Source organism: Veillonella sp. R32 (assembly GCF_010093125.1).
Classification (GTDB): domain Bacteria; phylum Bacillota; class Negativicutes; order Veillonellales; family Veillonellaceae; genus Veillonella_A.
Genome location: NZ_NMZQ01000026.1, coordinates 40,304 through 55,846, shown reverse-complemented (window position 1 = coordinate 55,846; position 15,543 = coordinate 40,304). Strand labels below are relative to the sequence as shown.

The 15,543-nt window shown below is 39.5% G+C and carries 17 protein-coding genes; all 17 read right to left on the bottom strand.

Annotated features, from left to right (window positions below):
* Positions 1–28 precede the first annotated feature (28 nt).
* Positions 29–196, bottom strand: coding sequence for a DUF362 domain-containing protein (locus tag VER_RS06530; RefSeq protein WP_162100060.1), 168 nt, complete (start codon positions 194–196; stop codon positions 29–31).
* A gap of 455 nt (positions 197–651) precedes the next feature.
* Complete coding sequence (locus VER_RS06525; protein ID WP_162100059.1) at positions 652–1,050, bottom strand: hypothetical protein; 399 nt, start codon at positions 1,048–1,050, stop codon at positions 652–654.
* On the bottom strand, positions 1,051–1,689 hold the full coding sequence (locus VER_RS06520) for a PH domain-containing protein (protein WP_162100058.1): 639 nt from the start codon (positions 1,687–1,689) through the stop codon (positions 1,051–1,053).
* A 128-nt stretch (positions 1,690–1,817) separates the two neighbouring features.
* On the bottom strand, positions 1,818–3,119 hold the full coding sequence (locus tag VER_RS06515) for an SLC13 family permease (protein WP_162100057.1): 1,302 nt from the start codon (positions 3,117–3,119) through the stop codon (positions 1,818–1,820).
* A gap of 124 nt (positions 3,120–3,243) precedes the next feature.
* Positions 3,244–3,501 (bottom strand): hypothetical protein, encoded by a 258-nt coding sequence (locus VER_RS06510; protein ID WP_162100056.1) that lies wholly within the window; start codon positions 3,499–3,501, stop codon positions 3,244–3,246.
* Positions 3,502–3,689: 188 nt separating this feature from the next.
* Positions 3,690–4,814, bottom strand: coding sequence for a sodium ion-translocating decarboxylase subunit beta (locus tag VER_RS06505; RefSeq protein WP_162100055.1), 1,125 nt, complete (start codon positions 4,812–4,814; stop codon positions 3,690–3,692).
* Between the two features lie 67 nt (positions 4,815–4,881).
* Positions 4,882–5,271 carry a biotin/lipoyl-containing protein gene (locus VER_RS06500; RefSeq protein ID WP_162100054.1) on the bottom strand — a complete coding sequence of 130 codons (390 nt, stop codon included), beginning with the start codon at positions 5,269–5,271 and terminating at the stop codon, positions 4,882–4,884.
* 61 nt (positions 5,272–5,332) lie between these two features.
* A complete protein-coding gene (locus VER_RS10330; protein WP_202922143.1) occupies positions 5,333–5,506 on the bottom strand; it encodes a hypothetical protein in 174 nt (57 codons plus the stop codon).
* A gap of 21 nt (positions 5,507–5,527) precedes the next feature.
* On the bottom strand, positions 5,528–5,863 hold the full coding sequence (locus VER_RS06495; RefSeq protein WP_162100053.1) for an OadG family protein: 336 nt from the start codon (positions 5,861–5,863) through the stop codon (positions 5,528–5,530).
* Positions 5,864–5,943: 80 nt separating this feature from the next.
* The gene (locus tag VER_RS06490; protein ID WP_162100052.1) at positions 5,944–7,473 is read right to left on the bottom strand and encodes a carboxyl transferase domain-containing protein; all 1,530 of its coding nucleotides are present in this window, start codon (positions 7,471–7,473) and stop codon (positions 5,944–5,946) included.
* 50 nt (positions 7,474–7,523) lie between these two features.
* Entirely contained in the window at positions 7,524–7,946 is a 423-nt protein-coding gene (gene mce / locus VER_RS06485; RefSeq protein WP_115310993.1) for a methylmalonyl-CoA epimerase, read from the bottom strand.
* 50 nt (positions 7,947–7,996) lie between these two features.
* Positions 7,997–8,938, bottom strand: a complete 942-nt coding sequence (meaB, locus tag VER_RS06480) for a methylmalonyl Co-A mutase-associated GTPase MeaB (RefSeq protein ID WP_162100051.1) — start codon at positions 8,936–8,938, stop codon at positions 7,997–7,999.
* A gap of 71 nt (positions 8,939–9,009) precedes the next feature.
* On the bottom strand, positions 9,010–9,405 hold the full coding sequence (locus VER_RS06475) for a cobalamin B12-binding domain-containing protein (protein WP_162100050.1): 396 nt from the start codon (positions 9,403–9,405) through the stop codon (positions 9,010–9,012).
* 46 nt (positions 9,406–9,451) lie between these two features.
* Entirely contained in the window at positions 9,452–11,098 is a 1,647-nt protein-coding gene (locus VER_RS06470; RefSeq protein WP_162100049.1) for a methylmalonyl-CoA mutase, read from the bottom strand.
* A gap of 27 nt (positions 11,099–11,125) precedes the next feature.
* Complete coding sequence (locus VER_RS06465) at positions 11,126–12,628, bottom strand: acetyl-CoA hydrolase/transferase family protein (protein WP_162100048.1); 1,503 nt, start codon at positions 12,626–12,628, stop codon at positions 11,126–11,128.
* A gap of 385 nt (positions 12,629–13,013) precedes the next feature.
* Complete coding sequence (locus VER_RS06460) at positions 13,014–14,210, bottom strand: O-antigen ligase (protein WP_238390167.1); 1,197 nt, start codon at positions 14,208–14,210, stop codon at positions 13,014–13,016.
* A gap of 48 nt (positions 14,211–14,258) precedes the next feature.
* Positions 14,259–15,542 (bottom strand): folylpolyglutamate synthase/dihydrofolate synthase family protein, encoded by a 1,284-nt coding sequence (locus VER_RS06455; RefSeq protein WP_162100046.1) that lies wholly within the window; start codon positions 15,540–15,542, stop codon positions 14,259–14,261.
* Position 15,543 lies beyond the last annotated feature (1 nt).

The window sequence follows — 15,543 nt, the reverse complement described above, 5'->3', positions numbered from 1 at the left end:
TCTACTAGAGGGCTTTGGCATCCGTTGATTATTCAGCTGGATGAATAGTACCTACTGGGCATACGGATTCGCAAGAACCGCAGTCGATGCAAGTTTCGTTAATTTCGTATTTAAGTTCGCCTTCGCTAATAGCGCCTACTGGGCATACAGAAGCACAAGAACCACATTTAATACATTCGTCACCGATAATTCTCATTATTGGACACCTCCGCAAAAATATACTAGATAATTTCTTGATTATCAATTCCTTAAGGAACTTACCTTAACTTTATATTCTCATTATGGCACGATTTTTCCGTCTTGTCAAACTTATGGATAATGATTTCTTATTATTTTTCTGCAAGTTTAAATGATTAATTTACATAGTAACTACGCCATTCTTCAGGTATTTGATATATATTTTCAATATACTTTTAGCAGTAAAATGTATAAGCCTTTATAAAACTTGCATTCTCATTTAACCGCAAAAAGAGGTAAAATAACAAATGACTTTTATTCTCAATAAATCCTATAGTATTTTGCTTTTACTTTTTGTCTTTACTTCTTCTTTTACCGTTTGTTTTACCTTTTATTTTTGCTTCTTGTTTTATCACTCGTTTTTAATTCTTACTATTATTTCTTCTCTTTACTTTTTACTATTATGTCTTACCTTTACTTCTTACCTTTACGTGCTTTAGGTAATTTAATCTTAGGAAATGGAAGTCCTAGCTCTTGTGATACTTCCTTTAATTCCTCATTGATCTCCCCTACTAATTCCTGTAATTTATTGATTTTCTTGCGTCGATTGTCAATTGTTACTTTACTATTAAAAAATACACCAACCCCAACCAACATTAAAATAACAGCAATTAAAAATTGTGGATCATAAATAGAAGGTGTTTCTGTTAAAAACGACAGTACTGTTGCCGCCCCAATCAATACAAAGGCGCTTAACATGGACGTAGTAGACGGATTGTCTGGCAATTTAGCTAGTGCTTGCCATTCATTTACACAGACGGCTCGCTGTTCAATGAGTTCACTACGTTTCTGCGTCAATTCTTTTCTATCCATTTACACATCACGCTCCTTTTGTGTATGTTCACTTTCTTCTTCTGGATCACCAGCAAAGGACTTAAAATACTCTTCTACGGTTTCCCCATGCATAATCGCGTCACGGCGCGCATACGCATAGAGAACTACATCGCCTTGAGGGGCGCAAATACGATTAGGTATAAAGCGTTCTAATGCTTCAAAGAATGGTTTATCAGCCTTAATTAAAACGCGAGCATTTTTAACTTTTTTGCCATTCACAATCGAATAAATCAAAGCCCAGGTTGGCCGATTATCCGTAGTCGAACTCTTCCGATATTTATAGCGTAATTTAAATTTACTAATAAACTCGGTTTTATGTGCATATACACCATCAATCATGGCATATGGGATTTCCATTTTATTCGTGTAAAATAAAATCTTTTCTACGATAACCAATTTATCATCGGTCACAATATAAGTATATTGAGCAATAGCAGACTTCAATATCACTAAAATAGCAACGATTTCAACAAAATATTCATCTAAAATAATAGCCCCTTTGTCGATACTACGTAATGTAGTCCATACAACAGCAACTAACAAGAGGATTACAAAAATAGCAATAATAATACTTGCACCAGTACTTCGTTTAGAACGTTCTTTATAAATTACATTCATTATAAACTCCCAGTAAAAGAACTATAGCGTATATAAAAGTCGCTAAAAAAATAAATGTTGAAGCAGTACCTTCAGTACCACCTCAACATTTATTATAAAATATCAACTGATATTAACTCAACCAGATTTTATTTACCTGGGAAGAAAGGCCATACCATTGGAATGATTAAGATACTTACGATGAAGCAAACAACAATCAATGGTACCCCAGCTTTTACATAGTCCATAAATTTGTATTGGCCAGGACCAAGTACTAATGTATTTGGAGGTGTACCTACAGGTGTACCGAATGCACAAGATGCAGCAACACCGATAGCCATCAATACAGCATGAGGGTCAGCGCCCATACCTTTTGCAATGGCAATACCAATTGGTGCTAACAATGCACAAGATGCTGTGTTAGACATAAATTGAGTCATTACGCAAGATAATAAGAATAATACGCCTGTTGCAAAGTAAGGGCTAGGGTCAGAACCCATAACGCCAAGCACAGCATCAGCGATTAATTGACCAGCACCGGATTTGTCCATAGCACCAGCTACAGGCATCATACCAGCAAATAAGAAAATTGTTACCCAGTCAATGGAAGTGTACGCTTGTTTTTCTTTTAAGCAACCAGTTAATACGCAAGCAATAGCACCCATAACAGCTACTAAGCTCAATGGTAAATTAATACCAAAGTATGTTTTTAAAGGATCGCCTAAAATCATTAACAAGATAACCGCACCAAGAATTAAACCAGAGTACATCTGTTTCTTAGGATCGTTAGAAACATCTTCAGCAGATACTTCTTGTTCTACTTCGCCTGCATCTGTAATTTCATGTTTAGGTAAGAAATATTTACCAACAAACATCATGAAAGCGATAGTAGCAATTGTCAAAGGAATACCAATCCAAGCAAATTCAAAGAAACCAAATGGTTCAATACCAGCTTTAGATAAAGCACCATTAACGATGATGTTTGGAGGTGTACCAACCATTGTAATGATACCACCGATACCAGCAGCAAATGCTAATGGCATTAACTGACGGCTTGCAGGAATCTTAGCAACGGCACAAATACCAACAACTACTGGTAATAAAGCAGCTGCTGTACCAGTGTTAGATAAGAACGCAGACATACTAGCTGTAACAGCCATGATAGCGAACATTAAGCCATTTTCACTAGTACCAGCTTTAGATACTACTGTTTCCCCAATTTTTTGAGCTAAACCAGTGTAGAATAAAGCACCGCCTACTACGAACATGCCAGCAAATAATACTACAGTACTGTCGGATAAACCAGAGAAAGCTTCTTTAGTACTAATAATTCCCATCAATGCTAAAGCAATAGCACCACCTAAGGAGGTAATTGCGAGAGGAATAATTTCAGTTACAAAGAAAACCGCCATAATAGCGAGTACGATTAACGTTTGTACTGCTACATCCATATTTGTCATCTCCTTTTAATACACAATATTCACATTTTGTATTATTGAATTCTTATTTTATAGACTATTATCTACGATCTATAATAGCCTCCAAGCATAGCTCGAACCTATCTTATACTAAGGATTATAAGAGATATAAAATATAGGCAACTACAGCAATTGCGAGTGCCATACCTGTCGTTAAAAAAATACCTTCCTTAGTATTAGGATAGCCATAAAACAATAATTCACTAATGACGCCACGTCGATTAAAGAAGGAATACTTATCACGACGTTTGAACCATAACGCTTTTCGTTCTGGCCCAATAATTAATGCTACAATAAAAAAAACAACAAGAGCCCACACGAAACAAATCAAAATTTTCAATTCTAAGGAGAACAAACCAAAATCACCTCTACATTACGAAAATATAAATGTAATACGATTTATCGATACAAGTTTTGCAATATCCCCAAAGAATACTTCGAGCAGAACCTTATTGTCAAAGTATCTCTTCACATTACTGTAAATCGACAAGAAATAAACTATAGGGGGAGGGAGTCCCCTCCCCACCGTAGTTTTATAAAATTTTATTTGCCGCCACCTAACATAGCAAGCATAGTACCAGCTGCTACAGCTGTACCGATAACGCCGGCTACGTTTGGACCCATAGCATGCATCAATAAGAAGTTACCAGGGTTAGCTTTAGCCCCTACTACCTGAGATACACGGGCTGCCATTGGAACAGCGGATACACCAGCGGAACCAATGAGTGGGTTTGTTTTACCGCCATCAAGGATGTACATAACTTTACCAAACAATACACCACAAGCAGTACCGAAGATGAATGCGATTAAACCTAAGATGATAATCTTAATAGTTTCCAATGTTAAGAAATGTTCAGCATTCATTGTAAGACCAGTACCAGTTGCTAAGAAGATAGTAACTGTATTGATTAACGCATTCTGAGATGTATCGGATAAACGATCAGTTACACCAGATTCACGGAACAAGTTACCTAACATCAACATACCTAACAAGGAAGTAATGGATGGTAACAATAAGGAAATGAAAATTGTGGAAAGAATTGGGAACGCGATTTTTTCAAAACGTGTTACTTCGCGAAGCTGTTCCATAACTACTTCACGTTCTTTCTGCGTTGTACACAATTTCATAATTGGTGGTTGAATCAATGGTACCAAGGACATATAGGAATAGGCCGCTACGGCGATGGCACCCAATAATTCAGGTGCTAATTTAGTAGCAAGGTAAATCGATGTAGGACCATCGGCACCACCAATAATACCAATTGCAGCTGCTTGAGGAGCGGTAAAACCGATCATCATAGCGCCAGCAAGAGCAACGAATACACCAATCTGTGCTGCTGCCCCTAAGAATAAGGTTTTAGGGTTCGCAATTAACGGACCGAAGTCAGTCATCGCACCTACACCTAAGAAAATAAGTGGAGGGAAGATTTCATTAGCAACCCCGGCACTAATAAGAGCCATAACCCCTTCTTCAAAACCGTTGCGAGGGATGTTGGCGAGAATACAACCAAAAGCGATTGGAGAGAGTAATAATGGTTCAAATTCTTTTGCGAATGCCATATACAATAGTAGTAAACCTACTAAAATCATAATAGCATTACCCCAGTTAAAGTTTACGAACCCACTGTCTGTCCAAACTGAAGTGACCGCCACGATAAATGCATCCATGTGTGATCCCCTTTCATATCGAGAACAAAAATAATGATTCAATCAACATTTCACTACAAATTAGCTATTAGCCAAATACAACCATGTCTTCGCCAGTGGATACTGTTTGGTTAGCTGCTACGCGTACTTCAGCGATAGTACCATCTTGTGGAGCAGCGATTTCGTTCTGCATTTTCATAGCTTCAAGAACTAACAAAGTATCGCCTTTTTTAACGGCCTGACCAGCAGATACGTTAACGGATAAAATTTTACCTGGCATTGGAGCTTTAACAGTAAGCGCGCCAGCTGCTACTGGAGCTGCTGCTGCTTTAGGTGCTGGAGCTGCTGCAGGTGCTGGAGCTGCTTTAGGAGCAGGAGCTGCTGCAGGTGCTGGAGCTGCCGCTGCACCAGTTGCTTTTACTTCATTAACTTCAACATCATATACAGTACCATTTACAGTAACGTTAAATTTTTTCATTTTATAATCCTCCAAACTTAAAATTTAATGTAATATGTTCCTTCTTCTTACCATATTACAATTAACGACTCATGCGCAAACGACCGTCCAATTTCCAATTGTGGTTATTAATACTTGGACGAATACTAGCGATCTGATCAACCGAGTAGCCCATAGCGCTAATGGCACTGGCAATGACAGCAACTAACTCATCATTTAATTTGCTGTTACCGGCGTTCTTCTCTGCCTTGCTCATGTTTACACCTCCTAGATTTGACTAAATTCTACCACTTAGTCTGCCATCTAGTCTCCAATTGCGACTTGTTTCGCTTGGACGAATGGATGCAATTTGATCTGATGAGTAACCCATAGCTACGATGGCTCCTGTAATAGCTGCTACTACAGGTTCATCATTGGCTACCACTGGCGCTGCTGCAGTCACAGGAGCAGCGGCTGGTGCTACGTTCACTGGCTCTTTAGATTTTTTTTTTGTAGGGTCTAATTTATGAGTAATGACCATAATTAAACCTAAGATAGCCAACACGGCAAATACGACAACCATGTTAATTGTCATAAATAGCCACGGGTTCATAGTACCTTCGTTTCCTCCCATAATAAATTCCTCTTTCTAATTAATACAAAGAATAAGAATTGTGATACTCCAAATCAAAACTAAGTTTTACTTACTAAAAATTATAATGGAATATTACCGTGTTTTTTAGGTGCCCGAGCTTCACGTTTGCTTGCAAGCATAGCGAGTGCATTAATAACTGCTGGGCGAGTAGCTTTTGGTTCGATTACAGCATCAACGAAGCCACGTTCTGCTGCTTTGTATGGTGTAGCAAATTCTTCTACATATTTTGCAGTTTTTTCTTCTTTATCTTCGTCTTTTCTGAAGATAATGTTAGCAGCCCCTGCTGGGCCCATTACTGCGATTTCAGAAGTAGGCCATGCATATACTTGGTCAGCACCGAGGTCTTGAGAACACATAGCGAGATAAGAACCACCGTATGCTTTACGAGTAATAACCGTAATCTTAGGCACAGTTGCTTCAGAGTACGCATATAGCATTTTAGCACCATGACGAATGATGCCGCCCCATTCTTGGTTAGTACCAGGCAAGAAGCCAGGAACGTCTACAAAGTTAACGATTGGGATATTGAATGCATCACAGAAACGGATAAAACGAGAAGATTTATCGGATGCATTAATATCAAGACAACCAGCCATAACTTTTGGTTGGTTAGCGATAATACCAACGCTTTGGCCATCAAAACGTGCGAAGCAAGTGATGATGTTAGTTGCGTAGAATGGTTGTACTTCATAGTATTCACCATTATCTACAACAGCGGAGATAACATCTAACATATCATAAGGCATGTTACTGTTATCTGGTAACAAGGTATTAAGTTCTTCAGATTCACGAGCTGGATCATCACCAGTGTCAACAAGAGGAACATCTTCCATATTGTTGCTTGGTAAGAAGCTTAACAAGTAACGAATTTGTTGCAAGCAATCATCTTCGTCTTCAGCAGCAAAATGAGCTACACCAGATACGCTGTTGTGAGCCATTGCACCACCAAGAGCTTCAGCTGTAACATCTTCTGCTGTTACAGATTTGATTACTGCAGGACCAGTAATGAACATCTGGGAAGTATTTTTTACCATGTAGATAAAGTCTGTTAATGCAGGGGAATATACTGCACCACCAGCACAAGGTCCCATGATAACGGAAATCTGAGGAATTACACCAGAAGCATTGGTATTTTCAAAGAAGATTTTACCATAACCTGCTAATGCATCAACAGCTTCCTGAATACGAGCCCCGCCCGAATCATTGATACCAATGATAGGCGCACCCATTTTCATTGCTAGGCGTTGTACTTTTACGATTTTAGCAGCGTGCATTTCACCAAGGGAACCACCTTCTACAGTGAAGTCCTGAGCGAATGCATACACTAAGCGACCATCGATAGTACCGAAACCAGTTACTACACCTTCACCAGGAAGTTCTTTTTTCTCCTGGCCGAAGTTTACACAACGATGTTTTACAAATTGATCTAATTCAACGAAACTGTTTTCGTCAAACAACTTAGCGATACGTTCGCGAGCCGTCATTTTGCCTTTGCTATGTTGCGAAGCAATACGTTTTTCGCCACCGCCGAGTTTCACAACTTCTAACTTCTTGTGTAACAACTCAATCTTTTCTTGGACTGTTGCCATTACTACACCTCCATAAAATTTTTATATAAATAAATTATATATATTTTATATTACTTCATTCTCTGACAAAGTTCAAGAAGAACACCGCCAGTTGCTTTAGGATGAATGAAAGCAATAGCAGATCCACCTGCACCATAACGAGGTTTTTCATCGATCATACGAATGCCTTTAGCCATTAAGTCAGCAATTGCATTTTCAATGTTGTCTACACGAAGAGCAACGTGTTGAATACCATTACGGCCGCCATTTTTTTCAATGAATTTGCCGATAGGGCCATCTGGAGTTGTAGATTCTAAGAATTCTAATTCAGCGTCACCACATGGGAAGAAGCTTACTTTTACTTTTTGTTCTTCAACTACTTCATCTTCTGGAAGATGTTCAATACCTAATGCATTTTTGTAAAATTCTTTTGTTGATGCTAAATCAGTAACACCGATACCGATATGATCTACGTTTAATACTTTAAATGCCATAATAAAATCTCCTTTTTTTCAACTGATACACCACATAGGTTTGTAATCAATTAAATTTTTAACACATCTGCCAATACTTTATTCACCACTGTGTATGGATCATTTTCACGCTGGTTAACAGCGTTAACTTGGCTTGTAAAATCGTCGCTCTTAACGACTACATCTGCAACACGTCGACCAATTTGTTCATTAATCATTGCAATGATTTCATCACGAGTTCTATCTTTACGACGAACAGCTAATTCTTCGCTGTCTTCTAAGAACTCAAAATGTTCATCAAGTGCTTCTACTAACTCATCTACGCCAACGTCTTTACTTGCAATTGTACGTTTAATTGGCGGACGCCATTTTAACTCACGAGAGTCTAAGTCTAACATCATTTCAATTTCAACATTTAGTTTGTCACAGCCATCACGGTCGGCTTTATTAATGGCGAATACATCACCAATTTCTAAAATACCAGCTTTGATAGCTTGAATGTCATCACCTAAACCTGGTACTAGTACAACAAGCGTACTGTCGGCATTTTTAACAATGTCAACTTCCGATTGCCCTACCCCTACGGTTTCAATGATAACAAGGTCCATGCCAAATGCATCCATCAATTTAACAACATCAGACGTTTTTTTGGACAAACCGCCTAAGCTGCCACGAGTACCCATACTACGAATAAATACATTTTCATTTAAGGTCAAATCATTCATTCGAATACGGTCACCCAAGATGGCACCACCGGAAAACGGACTGGTCGGATCCACCGCTACGATACCGATTTTTTTACCTTGCTGTAAGTATTGTTTTACAACCTTATCAGTCAACGTACTCTTACCAGCACCAGGAGCACCAGTAATCCCTAAGATACGAGCACGGCCCGTTTTAGGATAAATCGCTTTCATAATGTCGATTGCGTCATCATATTCGCTTTCAACTGCAGTGATGGCTCTCGCCAAGGCCAGTCGGGAACCATTTAACAGTTCTTTGACTAAATCCATTGGTTACACCGCCTTCTTTAGTATAGTACAGGCTCAGACCAAATGAATCCGAGCCTGTCTTTTAATACATCTTATTTAACGTTAGCTTTAATAAATTCAACTACGTCGCCAGTTGGGGTGCCTGGTGTAAATACAGCTGCTACGCCAGCTTCTTTAAGACCTGGGATATCAGCATCAGGAATTACGCCGCCGCCAACTACAAGAACGTCGCCCATACCTTTTTCTCTTAACATGTTAACAATTTTAGGGAACAATGTGTTGTGAGCGCCAGAGAGAAGGCTTAATGCAACTACATTAACGTCTTCAGACAAAGCAGCTTCAACAATCTGTTCTGGAGTCTGACGAAGACCAGTATAAATTACTTCAAAACCTGCATCGCGAAGTGCGCGAGCTACAACTTTGGCACCACGGTCATGACCATCAAGACCTGGTTTTGCTACTAATACACGAATACGTTTTTCTGCCATGATATATTACCTCCGAACTAATCGTTACGCTATCTTTACCTAGAAATTATAACGTGGAATGAGCTTGGTATTCACCAAATACGTCACGTAATACGTTACAAATTTCACCCAATGTTGCATATGTACGAACTGCATCAAGAATTAATGGCATAAGGTTAACATTTTCATCTTTTGCCCCTTCTTTAAGTGCTGCCAATGCTTTTTCTACTGCAGCGTTATCGCGTTCTTCACGAACTTTCTGAGTTTTCTTAGCTTGGTTAACACCTACGGAAGCATCTACACGAAGAAGACCTTCAACTGGTTTTTCTTCAACCTGGAATTTGTTAACCCCTACGATTGTACGGAGACCAGATTCAACTTCCATCTGCCATTTGTATGCAGATTCTTGAATTTCTTTCTGGATGTAACCTTTTTCAATAGCTACTACAGCGCCGCCCATTTCGTCGATTTTGCGAATGTATTCAGCAGCTTCATCATAGATTGCATTAGTCATAGCTTCTACATAGTAGGAACCGCCCAATGGGTCGATTACGTCAGCTAAACCAGATTCGTAAGCAACGATTTGTTGTGTACGAAGAGCTACCTGTACGGAAGCTTCTGTAGGAAGTGCTAACGCTTCGTCACGGGAGTTTGTATGTAAGGATTGAGTACCACCCATTACAGCAGCAGCAGTCTGCAATGCTACACGAACGATGTTGTTATCAACTTGTTGTGCAGTAAGCATGGAACCAGCTGTTTGAGTATGTACACGAAGCATCATGGATTTAGCTTTTTTAGCACCAAAGCGTTCTTTCATGATAGTAGCCCATAAACGACGGGATGCACGGAATTTAGCAACTTCTTCAAGTACGTTGTTGTGAGCGTTCCAGAAGAAGGATAAACGACCAGCGAAAGCATCAACGTCTAAGCCAGCTTTTAAAGCAGCTTCTACGTAAGCAATACCATCAGCAATAGTAAATGCGATTTCCTGAGCAGCTGTAGAACCAGCTTCACGGATATGGTAACCGGAAATGGAGATTGTGTTCCATTTTGGTACGTTCTGAGAGCAATATTCGAAGATGTTAGTGATCAAACGCATGGATGGTTTTGGAGGGAAAATGTAAGTCCCACGAGCAGCATATTCTTTAAGAATATCGTTCTGAATAGTACCCATCAATGCGGATGCAGGTACACCTTGTTTTTCAGCTACTGCAATGTACATAGCAAGAAGTACAGATGCAGGAGCATTGATAGTCATAGAAGTGGAAACTTTACCAAGGTCAATACCGTCGAAAAGAATTTCCATATCTTTTAAGGAGTCAATTGCTACCCCTACTTTACCAACTTCGCCTTCTGCCATAGCATCATCGGAGTCATAACCAATCTGAGTTGGTAAGTCGAATGCACAGCTAAGACCAGTTGCACCAGATTCGATAAGGTAACGATAACGTTTGTTGGATTCTTCAGCAGTAGCGAAACCAGCATACATACGCATTGTCCAGAAACGACCACGGTACATTGTAGGTTGTACACCACGAGTGTAAGGGAATTCACCAGGGAACCCTAAATCTTTTTCATAGTCAAAACCTTCAATATCAAGTGGAGTATATAAACGGTTATACTTTAAATTTTTGCGTTCTGGGAATTTCGCAATTTTTTCATTAACTTCTGCCTCATATTTGGCAAGATTAGCTTTTAGAGCTTCGTTAGCCATAGTTTTCATCATCCTCCTAAAAATACCTTACTTCTTCATGCTTCCTGTTTCTAGGAAACGTTTATGCCAAGAAAGAGCTTCATCAAGCAAAATTGGTGTATGGGCGTGTTTCGTTGCCACCAAAGCTCTTTCGAGGTAGTCTTCTAACATTGGTTTATATTCTGGATTAGCGCAGTTTTTAATAATTAAACGAGCGCGTTCTTCCGGAGCTAAACCACGGCAGTCAGCAATACCTTGTTCAGTACAGAATACCATTACATCATGTTCTGTATGGTCAATGTGAGAACACATTGGAACGATAGAGCTAATTGCACCATCTTTGGCTACAGAGTTTGTACAGAAGATGGAGATATATGCGTTTCTAGCGAAGTCGCCAGAACCACCAATACCGTTCATCATCTTGCTACCCATGATATGAGTAGAGTTTACATTACCAAAGATATCAAATTCAATCGCTGTATTCATAGCAATAACGCCAAGGCGTCGAGCTAATTCAGGACTGTTCGAAAGTTCTTGCGGACGAAGAATAATTTTCTTCGAGTACAAATCAACGTTGTCATAAAAACGTTTTAAACCATCTGGGGATGGTGAAAGGGCGGTACCAGAACATACTTCTACTTTACCAGCATCAATAAGGTCAAACATGCCGTCTTGAATTACTTCAGTAAAGATAGATAAGTTTGTAAATGGACCTTGAGCCAAGCCAGTAATTACAGCATTTGCTACAGAACCTACACCAGATTGTAATGGTAATAAATTCTTAGGCAAACGACCATGTTTAATTTCATTTTCGAAGAATTCGATTAAATGTTGGCTCATTTTCTTAGCATCATCATCGATTGGTGCTAATGGACGAGTCTTATCAGTAATATCACATGGTACAATTGCTACAATTTTTTCTGGATCACATGGGATGTATGGAGTCCCTACGCGATTGCCAGCTGCTGTAATTGGTAGCGGTTGACGATATGGTGGATCCAATGGTTCATAAATATCATGCATACCTACTAAACTCATTGGTTGACTTACGTTAACTTCAACAATAACTTTCTTTGCTTGGCTAACATAAGTTGGTGTGTTACCTACTGAAGTAGAAGGAACAATCCCACCATCTTCACGAATGCACACAGCTTCTACAATAGCGATGTCGCAATCACCATAGAAACCATAGCGCACGTTTTGAGCTGTTTGACTAAGATGCATATCGCTGTAACGAACTTTACCTGCATTAAGCGCTTTACGCATATCGCCATTCGTCTGATATGGGAATCGACGAGCAATACCGTCAACACGAGTTAATGCACCATCAGCTTCATCACCAACGGAGGCACCAGTCCACAAGTCAATTTTGAATGGATCGCTTTCCATTCGTTTTGCCAATGCCAAAGGAACTGCTTTTGGATAACCAGATGGGGTAAAACCACTAATCCCAACATGGTCACCAGGGTTGATCAACAAAGCGGCTTCTTCTGCTGTTGTAATTTTTGCTTGAAGAGCTTCACCTTGTACGCGATCGAGGATGTTAATCATCACTACCATCTCCTTTTAAAAGTTTGAATGACATTAAATTGTACTTCCGCATTCCAACACTTATATATATTCGACAAAAGTTTAAAATATCCTCTTTTTTTGTGAATATTTTTTTATTTTTACCAACATTTTACTGTATCGAAAAACTTCCCTTTTATCGACATATTTAGATATTGATAAGAAAGTTATACTTCAAACTATGGCTAATATTAGAAGAATTAAATGCCTTTGTCAACCAATATGCATAAACGGCATTTCATACGCAAAGAAAATAGGTATCATGACATTAATTCATGATACCTACTAAATTTCATATTCATTTGTTAACTTTTATACTTAATAAAAGGTTTTCAAATCCCCATTTTATCACGTTTTACGAAGTCGTTTAGTTGTTTTTCTTATAGGTATATAACACCGCCGAAGCCCAACCTAATAGTTGCCAAAATATAACCGATACTTGGTGACTGAATAAATCATGATCAAAAAGACCACTTATTGTGACACCTACGACTACAGCACCCATACCATATTTTACAATATTACTAATCGTTGCCTTCGGCAAGCGCAACGCATACACAGCATGACCGTAAATAGCACTAAAGTAAAACAAGGCGCCAGGAATCCCAATTTCGGCAAGCACATTTAAAAACATATTATGAGCATGATAAATGATGACATCTGGTGCTTGAATAAAGTAATTATAATGAGGATATACAAACCAAAATGCATCCCAACCAATACCTAATACAGGATGTTCCACAATCATATAAGTCGTACTATCCCACAACGCCCAGCGCAACACAGCAGAGGTATCATTGCCATCAAACAATGACCAAAGGCGCGAGGCCACTTCTCCATGATAGAAGAATAAAATAGCAGGAATCGCTAATAGACTCAACAACAAACGTCGATCAACTACTATCCCCCAGTACACGACGATACAGGCAAAGCTAATCCAAATCGCCCGCGAATAGGTTAATGTCATGCACACTAAGAAAAATAGAGCTGACGGCACCATCCAGGCCAATAAACGCCACCGTTTTTCCTTTAAGCCTTGGAAAATTCCAGTTCCCGCCATGGCTAATACAATCAATAAATACTCGCCAAATAGATTCGGATTTTGTAAAGTTGCAAACATCCGTCGCTTTAGCAATGGAAAATGCTTAGCATCTACCCATTGTTGCAAATGATCCATAGACATGCTCATATATTGGTATACCCCAACTAAGCACACCAATAAAGCAGAACATACAAACATGCGTAAAAAGATGCGCCATTGCTCAGGTTCCCTTAAATAGCGATACGTAAGGAAATAAATGGCTCCATACATGCCTACATTATATAACCAACTATAAAAGGTAAAAAGTGGCCTAGTAGAGCTCAAAGCAGAGAGCAAACTCCACCCCATGAAGCCCAATACACACCATTGTAACCAAGACGCCGGTCTTGATAAAGGACTATATTTTACGGTATCCCACACGCTTAAAATAAGCGCTAGCACTACTAAAATATCCCCTAGCAATTGGTGTAAGGGCATGACTAAGACAATCGCATATAGGAGTCTAGTAATATATTGTTTCAAATCTTGGCCCCTATCGAGGCAAATTGTGCCCGGCATATTACAATACCTTTACTGAGCAGCTAACCACTGCTCAGCTTCCCCTAAAATATACAATGAACCAGCAACTGCAATGATATCCCCCGGTTTGGTAGTTGCTAAAGCTCTCTCTAGACCCTCAGTTACAGACGTAGCGGTTGTCACTTGACTACCAATGTGACTGGCTAATTCTTCTGGCGTACAAGACCGTGGTGTTGGTGCTGGTACAGTAATTACTGTATCCTTAAGGCCCACTAATTGATCCACAACGGCTTGCACTTCTTTATCGGCTAATACGGCCAATACCATCGTTTTAGGCTTATCTTTAAATAATTCTTCATAAGTCAAATGAAACGCTTCTGCCCCATTTGCATTATGAGCACCATCAAAGATAAAAATGCGGTCCAATCGTTTCATAATTTCAAAACGACCCGCCCATTTTGCGCGCGCTAACCCTTCGCGTAATGTTTCTTCACTAATAGCCGTATCCGCTTTCATAAGCACTCTAAGAGCTTCAGCAGCACATGCTAAATTAACCGCTTGATGCACTCCAGCTAGCGTAGTAAAGAGCATATCCTTGTGTCCCGCTTTATCCTCTAACGTAATCATTTGCCCTTCAGGCATAGCACTGCGACTCTTAATGGAAAAATCTTCATTAAAAACAAAAATAGGTGCTTTTAACTCTTTCGCTTGCTGCTTAATCACTTCAAGTGCACCACGTTGGGCCGCCGTTACTACGGGCACTTTCGGCTTAATAATCCCTGCTTTATGGGTAGCAATTTCCTCAACGGTATTACCACAATAAGCTTGATGATCAATGGTAACATTAGTAATCACAGATACTTCAGGCGTTATTACATTAGTGGAGTCCAGTAAACCCCCTAGGCCCACCTCAATAACTGCATAATCGACCGCTTGTTCACGGAAAAATAGGAAAGCCGCCGCCGTTAATACTTCAAATTGAGTGGGTGGTTCTAAACCAGCCGCTACTAATTTAGCTACTACCTCCGCCACCTTAGCAATCAATTCGCCAAAAGCTTCTTCCGTAATTGAACGACCATTCACACAAATGCGTTCTGTATAACTAATCAAATGAGGCGAGGTAAAACGACCTACTCGCCGGCCACTATGAGTGAGTACAGAATCTACCAACGCAGTAACTGATCCTTTACCATTAGTCCCTGTAATATGAATTGTTTTATATGCGGTTTCTGGATTATCCATGGCCTGTAAGAGCGCTTTAATGCGCTCTAAACCAGGCTTAATTCCAAAGGCTACACAACTATCTAAATAGGCCACTGCCTCTGCATATGTCATG